At 37.6% G+C, this 17219-nt stretch carries 19 protein-coding genes; 11 read left to right on the plus strand and 8 right to left on the minus strand.

The window, feature by feature from the left end; all coding sequences use genetic code 11:
• The first annotated feature begins 139 nt into the window (after positions 1-139).
• The 8 genes from sapA to gstA all read left to right on the plus strand — a co-directional run bounded on the left by sapA (position 140) and on the right by gstA (position 8266).
• Complete coding sequence (gene sapA / locus ABN099_RS08650; RefSeq protein WP_349463266.1) at positions 140-1831, plus strand: ABC transporter substrate-binding protein SapA; 1692 nt, start codon at positions 140-142, stop codon at positions 1829-1831.
• Positions 1828-2793 carry a putrescine export ABC transporter permease SapB gene (gene sapB, locus ABN099_RS08655; RefSeq protein ID WP_349463267.1) on the plus strand — a complete coding sequence of 322 codons (966 nt, stop codon included), beginning with the start codon at positions 1828-1830 and terminating at the stop codon, positions 2791-2793. Before sapA ends, sapB begins: the two co-directional genes overlap by 4 nt.
• Entirely contained in the window at positions 2780-3673 is an 894-nt protein-coding gene (gene sapC / locus ABN099_RS08660; RefSeq protein WP_349463268.1) for a putrescine export ABC transporter permease SapC, read from the plus strand. Before sapB ends, sapC begins: the two co-directional genes overlap by 14 nt.
• On the plus strand, positions 3673-4674 hold the full coding sequence (sapD, locus tag ABN099_RS08665) for a putrescine export ABC transporter ATP-binding protein SapD (RefSeq protein ID WP_349463269.1): 1002 nt from the start codon (positions 3673-3675) through the stop codon (positions 4672-4674). Before sapC ends, sapD begins: the two co-directional genes overlap by 1 nt.
• Entirely contained in the window at positions 4664-5473 is an 810-nt protein-coding gene (gene sapF / locus ABN099_RS08670) for a putrescine export ABC transporter ATP-binding protein SapF (RefSeq protein ID WP_349463271.1), read from the plus strand. Before sapD ends, sapF begins: the two co-directional genes overlap by 11 nt.
• A 209-nt stretch (positions 5474-5682) precedes the next feature.
• The gene (gene fabI, locus ABN099_RS08675) at positions 5683-6471 is read left to right on the plus strand and encodes an enoyl-ACP reductase FabI (protein ID WP_349463273.1); all 789 of its coding nucleotides are present in this window, start codon (positions 5683-5685) and stop codon (positions 6469-6471) included.
• Positions 6472-6727: 256 nt separating this feature from the next.
• A complete protein-coding gene (locus ABN099_RS08680; RefSeq protein WP_349463274.1) occupies positions 6728-7429 on the plus strand; it encodes a DUF3592 domain-containing protein in 702 nt (233 codons plus the stop codon).
• A gap of 225 nt (positions 7430-7654) precedes the next feature.
• Positions 7655-8266, plus strand: a complete 612-nt coding sequence (gene gstA, locus ABN099_RS08685; RefSeq protein ID WP_349463275.1) for a glutathione transferase GstA — start codon at positions 7655-7657, stop codon at positions 8264-8266.
• Between the two features lie 76 nt (positions 8267-8342).
• Here gstA and pdxY read toward each other — a convergent pair whose 3' ends face one another.
• The 4 genes from pdxY to anmK form a co-directional block, all read right to left on the minus strand.
• Positions 8343-9212: a pyridoxal kinase PdxY gene (gene pdxY, locus ABN099_RS08690; protein ID WP_349463276.1), complete on the minus strand. Its 870-nt coding sequence runs from the start codon at positions 9210-9212 to the stop codon at positions 8343-8345.
• A 122-nt stretch (positions 9213-9334) separates the two neighbouring features.
• A complete protein-coding gene (tyrS, locus tag ABN099_RS08695) occupies positions 9335-10609 on the minus strand; it encodes a tyrosine--tRNA ligase (protein ID WP_349463277.1) in 1275 nt (424 codons plus the stop codon).
• Between the two features lie 135 nt (positions 10610-10744).
• Complete coding sequence (gene pdxH / locus ABN099_RS08700) at positions 10745-11398, minus strand: pyridoxamine 5'-phosphate oxidase (RefSeq protein WP_349463278.1); 654 nt, start codon at positions 11396-11398, stop codon at positions 10745-10747.
• A 43-nt stretch (positions 11399-11441) separates the two neighbouring features.
• Positions 11442-12554, minus strand: a complete 1113-nt coding sequence (gene anmK / locus ABN099_RS08705; RefSeq protein WP_349463279.1) for an anhydro-N-acetylmuramic acid kinase — start codon at positions 12552-12554, stop codon at positions 11442-11444.
• A gap of 219 nt (positions 12555-12773) precedes the next feature.
• Between anmK and ABN099_RS08710 the strand changes: the two genes are divergently transcribed.
• Entirely contained in the window at positions 12774-13241 is a 468-nt protein-coding gene (locus ABN099_RS08710) for a glycine zipper 2TM domain-containing protein (protein ID WP_349463280.1), read from the plus strand.
• A 245-nt stretch (positions 13242-13486) separates the two neighbouring features.
• Here the strand turns inward: ABN099_RS08710 and slyA are convergent, their stop codons facing one another.
• Positions 13487-13915 (minus strand): transcriptional regulator SlyA, encoded by a 429-nt coding sequence (gene slyA, locus ABN099_RS08715; RefSeq protein ID WP_349463282.1) that lies wholly within the window; start codon positions 13913-13915, stop codon positions 13487-13489.
• Between the two features lie 450 nt (positions 13916-14365).
• Complete coding sequence (locus ABN099_RS08720) at positions 14366-14605, minus strand: DUF1289 domain-containing protein (protein WP_349463283.1); 240 nt, start codon at positions 14603-14605, stop codon at positions 14366-14368.
• Positions 14606-14788: 183 nt separating this feature from the next.
• Here ABN099_RS08720 and gloA point away from each other — a divergent pair, with 183 nt between their 5' ends.
• The gene (gloA, locus tag ABN099_RS08725) at positions 14789-15196 is read left to right on the plus strand and encodes a lactoylglutathione lyase (RefSeq protein ID WP_349463284.1); all 408 of its coding nucleotides are present in this window, start codon (positions 14789-14791) and stop codon (positions 15194-15196) included.
• A 95-nt stretch (positions 15197-15291) separates the two neighbouring features.
• Positions 15292-15933 (plus strand): ribonuclease T, encoded by a 642-nt coding sequence (gene rnt, locus ABN099_RS08730; protein ID WP_349463285.1) that lies wholly within the window; start codon positions 15292-15294, stop codon positions 15931-15933.
• 180 nt (positions 15934-16113) lie between these two features.
• On the opposite strand, the gene ABN099_RS08735 is transcribed toward rnt, so the two are convergent.
• Both ABN099_RS08735 and ABN099_RS08740 read right to left on the minus strand, forming a co-directional pair.
• Positions 16114-16452, minus strand: a complete 339-nt coding sequence (locus tag ABN099_RS08735) for a Grx4 family monothiol glutaredoxin (RefSeq protein ID WP_064719757.1) — start codon at positions 16450-16452, stop codon at positions 16114-16116.
• A 228-nt stretch (positions 16453-16680) separates the two neighbouring features.
• A complete protein-coding gene (locus tag ABN099_RS08740; RefSeq protein WP_349463287.1) occupies positions 16681-17205 on the minus strand; it encodes a hypothetical protein in 525 nt (174 codons plus the stop codon).
• Positions 17206-17219: the final 14 nt, after the last annotated feature.

Genomic DNA, 17219 nt, shown 5'->3' on the forward strand with positions numbered 1-17219 from the left:
AATACGGATGATAATATTTATCATTAGCATTTGTAAAGCTTTTTATTGAGAATTTTTCTCACTTTGTTTTTTGACAATTTGGGGATAGAAAGTTTTTTAAGTTACAATAGCAAAATCGTTTCTATAAAAGACATTATTTATGCGCCCTATTTTACTTGTTAGTACTATGCTACTCGCCTCTTTATGCATGGCTTCTGTTGCTAATGCAGCCCCTATGACGCAAGTGATATCGGTAGAACAAGAGCCAACACAAATTCATCAAAATGGCTTTGTTTACTGCGTAGATGGCAGTGTAAATACCTTTAATCCCCAATTATCAAGTAGCGGATTAATTATTGATCCTCTCGCGGCACAACTTTACGACCGTTTATTAGATGTTGACCCTTACACTTATCGACTGATTCCTGAGCTTGCCGCGCGATGGGAAACTCTTGATAACGGTGCAACTTATCGTTTTTATTTACGTAGAAATGTTTCATTTCAACAAACTCAGTGGTTTAACCCAACACGTAAATTAACAGCAGATGATGTTATCTTTAGTTTTGAACGAATGTTTGACCCTGAAAATCCTTTTTACCAAGTTAATGGCGGTCAATATCCTTACTTCGATAGCTTACGTTTTGCTGATAATATTCAATCAATTAAAAAACTTGGGCAATATACTGTTGAATTTAGTCTAAAAGAGCCTGACGCCTCTTTTTTATGGCATTTGGCAACTCATTATGCCCCTATCCTTTCTGCTGAATATGCGAAAAATCTTGTTGATGCAGGAACACAATCACAACTTGATTGGAAACCTGTAGGCACAGGACCTTTTTTACTCGATGAGTATCAAGCGGGTCAATTTGTTCGACTTTTTAGGAATCATAATTACTGGAAAGGTGAACCTAAAATGCAGCAAATTGTCATTGATATGGGTGCCGGTGGTACAGGACGTATTTCTAAATTATTAACGGGCGAATGTGACGTTTTAGCTTATCCCGCAGCGAGTCAGCTAAAAGTATTGCGAGATGATCCTCGTCTAAGACTAACATTACGCTCCGGTATGAATATCGCTTATTTGGCATTTAACACCAGTAAACCACCGCTAAATGATTTGAAAGTTCGCCAAGCAATAGCTTACGCTATTAATAACGAACGATTAATGGAATCAATATATTATGGAACTGCCGAAACTGCTGCATCGGTGCTTCCTCGCGCCTCTTGGGCTTATGATAATCGAGCTAAAATTACAGAATATAATCCTGAAAAATCGAAACAAATTCTTAAAGAGTTAGGTCTTGAAGGGCTTAAGTTAAATTTATGGGTGCCTAGTGCTTCTCAATCTTATAACCCAAGCCCATTAAAAATGGCAGAGTTGATACAAGCAGATTTAGCGCAAGTGGGTATTAAGATGAATATTCGCCCGATTGAAGGTCGTTACCAAGAAACAACAATGATGGATAGGACTCATGATATGACATTATCTGGTTGGTCAACAGACAGTAACGATCCCGATAGTTTTTTCCGCCCGCTATTTAGTTGTGCTGCGATTAGTTCGCAGACTAACTTAAGTCACTGGTGTTCACCTGACTTTGATGAAATATTGAAAAAAGCGCTCTACAGTCAACAGTTAGCATCTCGTATGGACTATTATCACGAAGCACAGGATGTTTTAGCTCAAGAACTGCCCGTTTTACCTTTAGCTAATTCTTTACGCATGCAAGCTTATCGCTATGATATTAAAGGACTTTTATTAAGCACCTTTGGTAATGCCTCTTTTGCAGGGGTTTATCGAGAAACTGAAGTTGATGAGCATAATAGCAGCAAAGAGGCAACGAATAATCCATGATTATCTATTCGATACGTCGATTACTTTTATTAATTGTGACACTGTTTTTGCTGTCATTAGTCAGTTTTAGCTTAAGTTATTACACGCCTAATGGTCCATTGAGTGGCGCATCGCTCACCGATGCTTATATTTTTTACACTCATAATATGGTTCATTTAGATTTTGGAATATCATCAATTAATGGCGAATCTATTCGTGATCAACTGATCGAAGCGCTTCCAGCAACAATGGAGCTTTGCACCCTCGCCTTTATTTTTGCATTACTTGTTGGTATTCCTGCGGGTATTATTGCTGGTGTTTGGCGTAATAAACCTGCCGATATTCTCATTAGTAACTTTGCTTTATTGGGCTTTTCTGTCCCTGTTTTTGGACTTGCTCTATTATTAACCCTCTTTTTCTCACTAAAACTCGGTTGGCTTCCTGTATCAGGTCGTATTGACTTGTTATATAACCTGCAAACGGTGACAGGAATTGCACTCGTTGATGCATGGTTATCTGATTCACCTTATCGTCAGCAGATGATAATCAATGTATTACAGCACTTAGTTTTACCTGTTACGACATTAGCCATTGCACCAACAACGGAAGTAATTAGACTTATGCGTAATAGCACTGAAGAGATCATGGCTGAAAACTATGTAAAAGCAGCAGCAACGCGAGGTCTCTCACGTTTTACCATTATTCGTCGTCATATTCTTCATAATGCTTTACCCCCCATTATTCCTAAATTAGGCTTACAGTTCTCTACCATGTTAACTCTCACAATGGTGACAGAAATTGTTTTTAACTGGCCGGGTCTTGGTCGTTGGTTGGTTACTGCCATTCGCCAACAAGACTACTCTGCCATCTCAGCCGGTGTCATGTTAATTGGGTCAATGGTCATTATTGTTAATGTGCTATCAGATATTGTGGGTGCAATGAGTAATCCGATGAAACATAAGGTGGGATATGCCTTTAGATAGCCAATTTTATAAAGAGAAAAAAACACCATCTCCTGCTCATGTGATTTGGCAATGTTTTTCTAAAGATGTTATCGCCATGGTCGGATTTTATGGCGTTATCTTTTTGTTAGTATTAAGCATCGTTGGACCATATATTGCGCCTCATGCCCTTGATCAACAATTTTTTGGGCATCAATTAACGCCACCTTCATGGTATCAAAACGGGAATGTCTCCTACTTCTTTGGTACAGATGATTTAGGTAGAGACGTTTTTAGTCGGATCTTAATTGGGGCAAGCTTAACTTTTGGTGGTGCGTTTATCGTTACCTTTGCGGCAACATTAATGGGGTTAATTATTGGCTGTCTTGCCGGTATGACTCACGGGCTTAAATCCGCAGTGTTAAATCATATTTTAGATACACTGCTCTCTATTCCATCATTATTGTTGGCAATTATCGTTGTGGCGTTTGTAGGAACAAGCCTAGAACACGCCATGATAGCAATCTGGCTAGCGCTGTTACCTCGCTTAGTTCGAATGATTTATTCTGCGGTAAATGATGAGCTAAACAAAGAGTACGTTATTGCCGCTCGTCTTGATGGCGCGTCTAATATCTCTATTCTATGGTATACGGTACTTCCTAATATTACGCCTGTTTTAGTATCAGAATTAACGCGTGCATTCTCGATAGCTATTCTTGATATTACCGCTTTAGGCTTTCTTAATTTAGGCGCTCAATTACCTTCTCCTGAATGGGGGGCAATGTTAGGCGACTCATTAGAGTTAATTTATGTGGCACCTTGGACAGTTTTAATTCCTGGCGCAACCATTATGATAAGTGTTTTACTGGTTAATCTATTAGGTGATGGTTTACAGCGTGCAATCAATGAAGGAGTCGAATAATGCCGTTATTGGATATCCGCAATTTAACCATTGAATTTATGACGCCTGATGGCCCAGTTAAAGCGGTTGATCGCGTCTCTATCACACTAAACGAAGGTGAAGTAAGAGGCTTAGTTGGCGAATCTGGTTCAGGAAAAAGCTTAATTGCTAAAGCTATCTGCGGAGTTACCAAAGATAATATTAATGTAACCGCTGACCGTTTTCGTTTTGATGACATTGATTTACTCAAACTGTCACCAAGAGCACGTCGTAAAGTTATTGGTCACAATATATCAATGATATTTCAAGAGCCTCAATCTTGTCTCGATCCTGCAACAAAAATTGAACAGCAGTTGATACAAGCTATCCCGGGCTGGACATTTAAAGGTCATTGGTGGCAGAGGTTTCATTGGCGTAAACGTCGTGCTATTGAGTTGTTGCATCGTGTTGGTATTAAAGATCATAAAGATATTATGCATAGTTATCCTTATGAACTAACGGAAGGCGAATGCCAGAAGGTGATGATTGCTATTGCTATTGCAAATCAGCCTCGATTACTTATTGCAGATGAACCAACTAATGCGATGGAACCAGCAACGCAAACACAAATATTTCGTTTATTAACACGGCTTAACCAGAATAATAATATGACTATCCTCTTGATTAGCCATGATTTGCAATGGATGAGTAAATTAGCGAATAAAATAACGGTAATGTATTGTGGTCAAACCGTAGAAACAGCAGTACCTGATGAGCTATTAGTGACACCTTATCACCCTTATACTCAAGCACTTGTTCGCTCTATTCCCGATTTTACTAACTCGCTAATTCATAAAAGTCGATTAAATACATTGCCTGGTGCAATTCCCTCTTTAGAGCACCTGCCTGTAGGTTGCCGTTTAGGTCCACGCTGCCCTTATGCACAACGTCAATGTATTGAGGCACCGCGTTTGCGTTTATTTAAAAACCACTCTGTAGCCTGCCATTTTCCATTAAATGTGGAGCCGACAGATGTTCGATAAATTACTCGAAGTTAAAAACTTATCAAAAACGTTTCGCTATCGCACGGGACTTTTTCGTCGTCAACAGCACGTTGCTGTAAAGCCAGTAAGCTTTACGCTTGAGCCTAAACAGACATTAGCCATTATTGGTGCTAATGGTTCAGGAAAATCAACCTTAGCAAGAATGCTATCAGGAGTGACAGAACCCACTGAAGGTGAGATTTTTATTAATGGGCATCAACTCAGTTTTGGCGATTACTCTTATCGTAGTCAACGAATTCGGATGATATTTCAAGATCCCACCAACTCCCTGAATCCTCGTCAGCGTATTGGTCAAACGCTTGATATTCCCTTGCGCCTCAATACTGACTTAAGCGCAATAGAGCGTGAAAAGCGGATCTATCAAACGCTACGTCAAGTTGGACTTTTACCTGAACATGCTAATTATTACCCCCATATGTTTGCATCGGGGCAACGCCAACGTATTGCTTTGGCTCGGGCATTAATCTTACAACCACAAGTTATTATTGCAGATGAAGCGATAGCATCTCTCGATATGTCTTTGCGCTCACAAATTATAAATTTAATGTTAGAGCTGCAAGAGACGCATGATATTGCCTATATTTATGTCACGCAAAATTTAGGCATGACAAAACATATCAGTGATAAAATTATTGTAATGGATAATGGTGAAGTGGTTGAACGCGGTAATACTGCCGAAGTTCTGGCATCACCTTTACATGAAGTAACACGCAGGCTTGTTGCTAGCCATTTTGGTGAAGCCCTAACAGCAGAAGCGTGGCGTCAAGATTTACCTTAAGAGTAAATAATATCGGCATAATAGTTATTGCACATTATTTCACCCTTTTTCCTTAACTCCTCGGAGGTGCTAGGGAAATTAAACAAATTTACAAATGTCGTGGTAGAATCAGCCACGTTTATTAACAATAAGCGTGATAACCTAACAGATAACTAAAATTCTGAGTGATGTTATTATCGCGATTTACGAAAAAAAACAAGGATACAGCTATGGGCTTTATGACCGGCAAACGCATTCTTATTACTGGTGTTGCTAGTAAATTATCAATTGCTTATGGTATTGCCAAAGCTATGCATGACCAAGGTGCTGAACTTGCATTCACCTATCAAAATGAAAAACTCAAACCTCGTGTTGAAGAATTTGCGGCATCGTTAGATTCTAGCATCGTATTAGAGTGCGATGTAGCGCAAGACGACAGCATCGCTGCAATGTATGCAGAGCTGGCAAAAGTTTGGCCTAAATACGATGGTTTTGTTCACTCTATTGGTTTTGCACCAGCAGACCAATTAGATGGCGACTATGTTAATGCTGTAACTCGTGAAGGCTTTAAAATTGCCCACGATATCAGTGCATACAGCTTTGTTGCGATGGCAAAAGCAAGCCGTGAAATGTTAAACCCTAATTCTGCGCTGTTAACCCTGACATACTTGGGTGCGGAACGTGCAATTCCTAACTATAACGTTATGGGTCTGGCTAAAGCATCTTTAGAAGCTAACGTTCGTTATATGGCAAATGCTATGGGTCCTGAAGGTATTCGTGTTAATGGTATTTCAGCAGGCCCAATCCGTACATTAGCGGCATCTGGTATCAAAGATTTCCGTAAAATGTTAAGCCACTGCGAATCTGTTACACCACTGCGTCGTACTGTAACTACAGAAGATGTAGGTAATACAGCGGCATTCCTGTGCTCTGATTTATCAGGCGGTATCACAGGTGAAATTATCCATGTTGATGGTGGTTTTAGTATCGCTGCAATGAATGAATTAGAACTGAAATAATTTTCTTTCTATAGAAAGAGGACTCCGTTTTTCGGGGTTCTCTTTTTTATTATAATGTCTTGGTACGCCATAATTTTCGCCCAGTACCCTCCATTTATCTTCTCTTTACCCTCTCTTTCATCTCACTATTTATTTAAAAACTTTTTATCTTTAGGTTATTATAAGTAAGTTCTGCTTTTATTTATAAACATCTTCCTATAGTCTTTCTTTCAATTAAATAAATAACATGTCGTATATTAAACAGTGGATGTAATGTATGAAAAAATTTAGTTTTGTTTTTTATGTTTTTTCTTTTATTGGTGCCGTTATTTTTATTATTTCCCTGTTTGTTATTAAATCAGAATTAAATTTTATTAGAAATGGCGTAGAAACAACAGGTGTTATAATTGATGTTAGTATTGACCGTTCGTCTGATAATAAGCAAACTTACTTTCCCATTGTTCAATTTAATACAGAAGATAATATAGAAATTATTTTTCGCTCTTCTGCTGGAAGCAGCAATTATCACAATAGTATTGGCAATGAAGTAGAGGTGATTTATCTTCCTAACAGTCCTAAGAAAGCATCAATTAATAACTTTTTTAGCTTATATGGTGCTGGATTAATTTTAGCTGTTTTTGGTTTGGTTTTTGCTTCTATCGGGCTTATCCCGATTTTTATCGGGAGAAAGAAAAATAATAAAAATCAACGACTAAAAAGAGAGGGTTCACCTTTAACCGTTAAGATAACTGATGTTATTCTTAATAATTATATTCAAATTAATCGCCAATCGCCTTATCAAATTATTGCTGATTATCATGATAAATTGAACAACCGAGTTATTCGATATAAAAGTGATTATATTTTTTTTGATCCATCGCCTTATATTAATTCAAATCTAATTACTGTGTATATAGATAAAAAAAATCCTAAACGCTATTATCTTGATATCTCGTTTCTACCCACACTAGAAGATTGATGATAACTATCCCTTTGTATAATTATCAATATTTCACGAGGGGAAATTATAGTTTCTATAATTTTCATCAATTAACATCATTGTTCACAAATTTACAAAAGCCTTTTTTATTAGCATCATTTGAGTTTGCTAAATTCTTAGAAAACCCTATTATCTTAACTTAGTGATGATCTTCTTTTATATCCACATCATTATTGCCATCTCATTGATAGGGAGTCGTTCAATATGAAATTGTACTACACACCAGGCAGTTGCTCACTTTCTCCTCATATCGTTTTACGTGAAACAGGTTTAGATTTTTCAATTGAGCGTATCGATTTACGAGCGAAAAAGACCGAATCAGGTAAAGACTTTCTAAGTATTAACCCCAAAGGGCAAGTCCCCGTACTTCAATTAGATAATGGTGATATCCTTACTGAAGGTGTTGCTATTGTGCAATATCTTGCTGATTTAAAACCTGACAGAAACTTAATTTCTCCACCAAAATCGCTAGAGCGCTATCATCAAATTGAGTGGTTAAATTTTTTAGCCAGTGAAGTGCATAAAGGTTATGGTCCACTATTTTCACCAGATACCCCTGAAAGTTATGTGCCAATAGTGAAAGAGAAACTGAAAGGTAAATTCCGTTATGTCGATGAAGTATTAGCAAAACATAATTTTATTTGTGGCAATCACTTTACGGTTGCTGATGCTTACTTGTTTACGCTTAGCCAATGGGCACCTCATGTTGGATTAGAGATAACCGACTTAACTCACCTACAAGATTACCTAAAACGAATTGCACAACGCCCTAATGTTCATAGTGCATTAGTCACGGAAGGGTTGGTTAAAGAGTAACGTTATTATCATAAAAAAACGGAAGCCCTAAAGCTTCCGTTTCTCATTTTATTAATTCGCTTAAATAGAACACTTTTTAATCAATTTGTGTTGCGCAGAATTTATGGGTTGGATGCACCATTTGATCTTGCGCGGCAACTAATTGCAGTTCGTACTCATTCATCTCTTTAGTTTTTAACATCACTTCATAAACGGCAGCGGCAACGTGTTCTAGAGTCGTTGATAACTCTACACCTTTTAATAAATCCACCAGCATTAATCCACTTGTTAAATCACCAACACCAACAGGCTGACGTTCGCCAAAATCGACTAATGGACGGCTAACATGCCAGCTATGTTCTGCGGTTACTAATAGCATCTCAAAGCGGTCATGACGATAACCTGCGCGAGATAAATGTTTTACTAATACGACCTTAGGACCTTGTCGGCAAAGCTCACGAGCAGCATTTACACATTCATCGACATTATGAAGCGCTTTACCACCCGTTAAGGTTTCTAGCTCTAATAGATTTGGTGCAATAATATCGCTAATAGGTAATGCTTCTTCACATAACACCCCAGAAACTTCAGGTGGCACAATACAGCCTTTTTCAGGATGACCCATTACAGGATCACAAAAGTACCATGCATTCGGGTTAGCTTGTTTTACTTTTTTAACGATATCAACAATACGTAAACCTTGTTCTGCTGATCCTAAATAACCACTCAATACGGCATCACATTGTGCCAGTTTACCAATTGCAGCAATACCATCGACAATTTCTGTGATATGTGATGCGGACATGACACAACCTGTCCACTTTTCTGGGTATTGTGTGTGGTTAGAAAATTGAACCGTATTTAAAGGCCAAACATTCACACCCATACGACGCATTGGGAATTCCGCAGCGCTGTTACCTGCGTGACCAAAAACAACATGAGATTGAATAGAGAGTATATTTTTCATGACATAAACCGATTATTGTGAATACACACAACACCCAAGCTTTATCATCATAGGCGAGGTATATACATTTATTTATTGTTATCAAGAAAAAGGGCAACACACCGGCTGCCCTTTACTGTCAGTTACTTCCAGATGATGAGGCAATAGTGTTTTTTGCCACGACGTAAAATAGAGTAACGACCAAATAAGAAATCTTTTTCTTCAAAAGTGTACTCAGGGTTGTCTTGCTTATCGCCATTAATAGAAACAGCGTTAGAGCCAATCATTGTACGCGCCTGACCACGTGAAGGTACTAATTCTGCATTTACCAGCGCTTGTTGTAAATCACTGCCTTTTTCTAGCTCAATAGTAGGCATACCATCTTGCGCGAGTTGTTCAAGATCGGCTTGAGTTAACTCTGCAATTGCACCAGAAAATAAACTTTCAGTGATACGTTGTGCAGCAATTAAACCTTCTTCGCCATGAACTAAGCGAGTAACAAGTTCTGCTAATACGCGTTGTGCACGAGGTGCTTGTCCGCTATTTTTATCTTCTTCTTCAAGTGCATTAATTTCGTCAATGCTCATAAAGGTGAAGAATTTTAAGAAGCGGTACACATCTGCGTCAGCCGTGTTTATCCAGAATTGGTAGAATTTGTACGGGCTAGTTTTCTTAGGATCTAACCAAACTGCACCACCTTCTGTTTTACCGAATTTAGTACCGTCAGATTTGGTAATTAATGGTACTGTCATACCAAAAACTTGTTTCTGATTGAAACGACGGGTTAAATCGATACCTGAAGTGATGTTACCCCACTGATCAGAGCCACCAATTTGTAACTCCACACCTACATGCTTATTTAATGACGCAAAGTCATAAGCTTGTAATAGGTTATAGGCGAATTCAGTAAAGGAGATACCAACATCATCACGGTTTAAACGCTGCTTAACCGCTTCTTTGTTGATCATTTGGTTCACAGAGAAGTGTTTACCGATATCACGCAAGAAAGTTAGCACATCCATTTGACCAAACCAGTCATAGTTGTTTGCTAATTCCGCACTGTTTTCACCACTGTCGAAATCTAAGAAAGGTGACACTTGTCTACGAATTTTTTCTACCCATTCGTGAACAGTATCTTGGGTATTCAGTTTGCGCTCGGTGGCTTTAAAACTAGGATCACCAATTAGACCCGTTGCACCACCCACCAACGCCACAGGCTTATGCCCGGCTAGTTGGAATCGTTTTAAACACAGCAAAGGAACCAAATGCCCCAAGTGCAGGCTATCAGCGGTAGGATCGAAGCCACAATAGAGAGCGATAGGACCTTGCTCCAAACGCTCTACTAAAGCTGCCTCATCCGTGACCTGAGCGATTAGCCCACGCTCCTGCAATTGTGTGATTAGGTTCTTGCTAGACATCAATGACTCCATCGGTTTATTGTTTTTTGTCTATTTAAAATATAAGTAAAATATAAGTGGTATAGCATAAAGCGCTACCACGCTAAGTACCAGTAGAAAAAGCCTTTTTGAGATAAAATTTAAATCAATAAGCAATTAAGGCGCTAATCGCTCTATAGCCCACCCTTCTGGTGATTTTTGGTAGATAAAACGATCATGTAAACGATTTTCTCTTCCTTGCCAAAATTCGACAGAATCGAACGTCACGCGATATCCACCCCAGAAACTTGGTAATGGCACTTCACCATTTTGAAATTTCTGTTTTAATTCCATAAATTTGCTTTCTAATACGCCTCTTGCAGAAATTCGAGATGACTGCGCAGAAGCCCAAGCTGCAATTTGGCTATCTTTAGGGCGACTATGAAAATATTTAATAACCTCAAGTGAAGAGAGTCTCTCGGCTTTACCTAAGAAACACACTTGTCTTTCTAAGGGATACCATGGAAATAACAGACTCACTTTTTGATTATGCTCTAAATGGCTCGCTTTACGGCTGCCCAAATTGGTATAGAACACGAGTCCTTTTTCATCGAAGTGTTTTAGCAACACAATTCGCTGATAAGGCTGTCCATTTTCATCCACGGTTGCAACACACATTGCTGTGGGATCGCTTAATCTCGCTTCACAGGCCTGTTTTAGCCATTTTTCAAACAAAACCAGAGGCTCTTCGGTTAACTCATGACGTCGTAATCCACCATTCATATATTCACGGCGAAGATCAGCAACATCAATAAAATCAAGTTCTGTCATTTTTCACTCTCTCTTTTGAGAAACTGGGTTCAGCATATCACGCTTAACGGGGATTTGTAGGGTAAATAGCCCCTAAAACGGTTTCTCTTGATGCCCCTGTTACAGAAGGCAAATTTCCTGATTCATTGGCAAGAGTACGAGCGGCAAGCCACGCAAATGCGAGGGCTTCCATGTCATCACCACTCAACCCATATTTATCCGTTGGAGCCACTTCTGTACCAGGAAGTAATGCGGCTAATCGTTGCATTATTTGCCCATTACGCGCACCACCACCACAAACAAGAAGACGTTCACATCCACCACTTAATTGTACTTGCTGCACAATACTCATGGCAGTCAGTTCAACTAATGTTGCTTGCACATCTTCAGGAAACACATTAGGAACTTGTGCTAAATGGTAATTTAGCCATTGCGTATTAAAGTATTCTCGACCTGTACTTTTGGGCGCTGAACGAGAAAAATAGGGATCAGCAAGCATCTCTTTAAGTAACGTTCTATTGACAGTACCTGTTGCTGCCCATTGTCCATTTTCATCATAAGGTGTCTGATTATGGATCCAGTTCCAGCTATCCAATAGCATATTACCAGGGCCTGTGTCATAACCTTTAACCGCGACACCGGGCAATAGCAGTGAGATATTAGCAATACCACCAATATTTAAAATAATACGTTTTTCAATAGGATGACCTAATACAGCGAGATGAAAAGCAGGTACTAATGGTGCACCTTGCCCACCATAAGCCATATCACGACGGCGAAAATCTCCGACTGTTGTTATACCTGTTAATGCTGCAATCCGGTTGTTATCACCAATTTGCATAGTAAATGGAAGTGGGCTTTCAGGTTCATGCCACACTGTTTGTCCATGGCAACCTATCGCCGTAATATCGTTGGCACTTAATTTAGCTTTTGATAATAATCCAATGATAGCTTGAGCATAGAGTTCACCCAATTGCGCATCTAATAGCCCTAGTTCATGTAGCGTGGCAGGCTGCCCTTGGCATACAGAGAGAATACGCTGACGCAAGTTTTGCGGATAAGGAAGAAAATAGTTAGTTTGTTGTGCTACAAACTTATTGCTTATTGCAGCCAGTACAACATCAACACCATCTAAACTTGTGCCTGACATCACGCCAATGTACCGTCCTGCCCTCATGTTCTTTTCCTTATAATCAAGATGATGCAATTAGTTAACATATAATGTTATATTTTCTTTTTTCAGAAATCTCTTCTGGGGTTACTGACTGACTTTACTATATAGTAAGCTATCTATTATTAAAATCAGCGTCACTATACATAAAATACACGCTATAACTTATACTAAACAATATGGGTATGGTCTGGGTTTTTTCTCGGATTTTCATTAGGAGTAACTATGTTTAAGCATTTACTTATTGGTCTGTTTGCTGTTACCGCACTTGCTGGTTGTGTAAATACCGATTCATTATCTGGTGATACATACAGTGCAAGTCAAGCAAAACAAGCTCAGAGTGTGACTTATGGTACTATTGTCTCAGTTCGTGCTGTGAATATTCAAGCTGGCAGTGATGAAAATCTGTTGGGCGCAGTAGGTGGGGCTGTTTTAGGTGGACTATTAGGTAACACTATTGGTGGTGGTAGCGGTCGTAATCTTGCAACAGCCGCAGGTGCTATAGCGGGTGGTATGGCAGGACAACAAGCTCAAGGTGCATTAAATACAACCAAAGGTATTCAGCTTGAAGTTCGTTTAGACAGTGGTAAAACCGTTGCTGTTGTACAAAAAGCAGATAATACCGTTTATAGCCAAGGTCAGCGTGTTGCTGTTATTGGTAATGGTAATAACTTAACGGTTTCACCTCGTTAAGGTTACTATAAAAAAAATAGGCAACTTTTTATGGTTGCCTACTTTATTTTATAGCAGTAAATTAATTTTCAATATATCTATTATACATTTTGTCAATCACAGATAAACAATATAAATATCTTAACAGTTATTTATCTCATATAGTTACTTGTGATAAATAACTATTTAGTCAATCACATCAAGAACATTTATGTAGCATATATCAACCTATTCGTTCTTAAATTATATGTTTATATTTGAAATAATTAGTCGTGTAGTCTATTTATATTTCTTTCTAACTTTTGAACTAAGATAACTAACGCTTCGATTTCCTCTCGTTGAATATCGCCTAATATTTCTTGACGTGTTTTTTCGATAACTGCATAAACCTCTTTAATAAAAGGTTCAGATTCTGCGGTTAATTTAATTCGTTTTGCTCTGCGGTCATTTACACAAGTGTGTCGACAAATCAATTTTTTCTCTTCCAATTGATCTAAAGTTCTTACTAAAGAAGGCTGTTCAATTCCTATTGCCTTAGCCAATTGAATTTGTGACTGCTCTGGAGGTAATTGACTAATATTATACAGTGTTACCCAGTGAGTTTGAGTCAGTTTTAATGGTTTGAGACGATGATCAATCAAAGCACGCCATAATCGGACTAAACGCGCTAAATCTGCTCCTAATGTTGATTCCACTTATCCCTCCTTAAATTAGCATACTCAGTCAGAAATTTATAAAATTTAAGATGATACTTTTAAAATAACATTTCTTAACTTCTCTAGTTTCTTTAGTACTCTTATTTATTACCATCAAACTTACGATCCTATTTATTATATTGAGTAATTATTTACTGGGTTCAATTAGATGAGTTTCTTTTTTCTAAAATAAATTTAGATGAAGAATAACCTTGTTATAAAAACTAATCTATATTTTTTTACATAATTGTCATTATAATTTCACACTGCACCAAGCGAGGAAATAAAAATCGTTTAAATTCACGCAATTATAATTGATTGGGATTTGAATAATTACAATCAATATTATTATCAATATAAATAAAGAACGCCACTTAATTAAATAAAACAAATAAAAAAGCAATTAACACCTCACCTTATTATTTAAAACTTTAAGAAATAATAATATAATTAAAAAAGATCTAATTGTTCATTTTCGTTTTTAGTTTCTTTTATTGTTTTCTGTACATTTCTTAAATAACGTTGACGACATAAGCGCAGCACATTTCTTTTTTCTTGCTGCCCCATTGCTGCCCAATTAAAACGCTCTTGCCTGTTACGATAACAACCAATACAGTACCCTTGTGCATTCATTTCACAACGACCAATGCATGGGCTGGGAATATCAAAAAATTCTAATTGTTCTTGCATTTGATTTTTCCTCCTGATTGTTTGTTACTATAGAGTATAGTTAATAGAGATATTACCTGCTTTGATACTGATTTAACTGATAGCGAAAGAGTAAAATTGAATTTTATGGCTTGAAAGCGTTATAGTACTGCGCCATTAGTTTATCTGTAAGATTTAATCATTAAATAAACACGAGAGGTTTATATGCGAGTACTTCATACCATGATTCGTGTAGGCGACTTACAACGCTCTATCGATTTTTATACTAAAGTTCTGGGTATGCAACTTCTACGTACCAGCGAAAATGAGGAGTATAAATACTCGTTAGCCTTTGTTGGTTACGGTGATGAAAGCAGCGGCGCAGTCATTGAATTGACCTATAACTGGGGCGTCAATAACTACGAAATGGGTACTGCTTTTGGTCACATAGCACTCGGTGTTGATGATGTTGCAGCAACTTGTGAGGCTATTCGCCAAGCGGGTGGAAATGTAACTCGTGATGCAGGACCAGTAAAAGGTGGTACAACCATTATTGCCTTTGTTGAAGACCCTGATGGGTATAAAATCGAATTAATCGAAAATAAAAATGCCAGTCACGCACTTGGTCACTAATTTTTATTTTAACCAAAGAGGCAGTAAATCTGTCTTTTTGGTTTCTGCTTATTGTTAATTTCCGATATTCATATTTATCGGATAAGTATAATTTAATGCCTGATAAAAATAACCCAAATGAATTATGTAACCGCTTTCGTGGTTACTACCCTGTTGTTATTGATGTTGAAACAGGTGGATTTAATGCAAAAACTGACGGTCTACTTGAGATAGCAGCCATTACATTAAAAATGGATGAACAAGGTTGGTTAAAACCAGACAACACCCTACATTATCACATTGATCCTTTTGAAGGCGCTAATTTAGAGCCTTCTGCCTTAGAATTTACAGGCATTGATCCAACAAACCCACTTCGTGGTGCGGTGAGTGAATATGAAGCGTTGCATGCTATTTTTAAAATGGTACGCAAAGGAATGAAAGATGCAGATTGCAACCGTGCGATTATTGTCGCGCATAATGCTGCCTTCGATCATGGTTTTGTCATGGCTGCAGCCGAGCGAGCTAGCCTAAAACGTAATCCATTTCACCCTTTTGCTACTTTTGATACAGCGGCATTAAGTGGATTAGTATTAGGGCAAACCATTTTAGCTAAAGCGTGTTTAACAGCTGGTATTCCTTTTGACAGTAAACTAGCACATGGCGCCTTATACGATACTAACCGCACATCACTGCTATTTTGTGAATTAGTCAATCGCTGGAAAAAACTAGGTGGCTGGCCATTGCCTCCTCAAAATTAATCTATTTGAGAATGTTGTTTTAAGTGCACTATTTTAACTCAATAGGTTTAAAACTATAATTTAAAAACAGTGGGTTAAGAATAATAGTTTAAAAAAACAAAAAAGCCAGTTTCAGATTTATAGACACTGAAACTGGCTTTTATTTTATCTGTTGATCTAATTTGTTTAAAATTAAATCAATTATTCTGCTTCTTCATCGCGATATTTATCAGCGGTTTCTTTTAATAACTTCTGTAATTCGCCACGCTGATACATTTCTAAAATGATGTCGCATCCACCGACTAATTCACCATCTACCCATAATTGTGGGAAGGTTGGCCAATGTGCATACTTTGGTAATTCTGCACGAATATCTGGATTTTGTAGGATATCAACATAAGCAAAACGCTCACCACATGCAGAAAGCGCTTGAACCGCTTGTGCAGAGAAACCACAACTTGGTAATTTTGGTGAACCTTTCATATATAAAATAATTGGGTTTTCTTTGATCTGGCGTTCAATTTTTTCAATAGTCGTCATTTATTACGTCCTTACAACCTTTTATATGCAATATGTTTTATATTGGGGAAAACATGAAAGAAGAATACCACTTTATATTGGAAAGCTCTACGTAAAGTTTATTTTCAATTAAAATCAATTAGTTAAAGAAGAAACGTGCTAATTTTGATGAAAAGGAATATGGGAAAACGTAACAAATAAATCAATACGTTGCACTCTTTAGTACATCTATTTTAAGAAAAAACAATATTAATCCAAGGGTAAAATACTACGATCAATATATAAACAATAGGGTTGATGTGAATATGATATTTCAATATTTCCTTCTTTAGCTTCAATATTCTCTAATTCAGAGAAAGTGAATAATTTATCATCGTTTTCTATTTCAACTTCAATTTTCTCTAACTCCCTACAGTGCATTATTTCCGCTAATAGCGCTTTTTTATCTTTAACTAACGGAAAAATATTTTTTCCTTTTTGAGCTAAGAGTGTGCAAACAGAATTTAGATCATTTCCACCAAAATAGGATTGATACACTCCAATTAATTTTCCATTATAAAATTTTAAGGCATTTTTATCTGAGTCTTTATCAAAAGGAGGCTGATTTTGAAACATACACGTTATCAGTTTATCTTCAGTCTCACATGTACCATCTTTGATGAAGGGGATCTCATCAATTGATATTCCAAACTCTAATTTAAAGGGATCATAACTTCTCACGCCAAAACCTGTTAAAAAAAGTGTCATCATGATAACAGTAAATCGTTTTTTCATTCTCACGCACTCCA

It is taken from the genome of Proteus hauseri, assembly GCF_040139125.1.
Taxonomy (GTDB): Bacteria; Pseudomonadota; Gammaproteobacteria; order Enterobacterales; family Enterobacteriaceae; genus Proteus; species Proteus hauseri_B.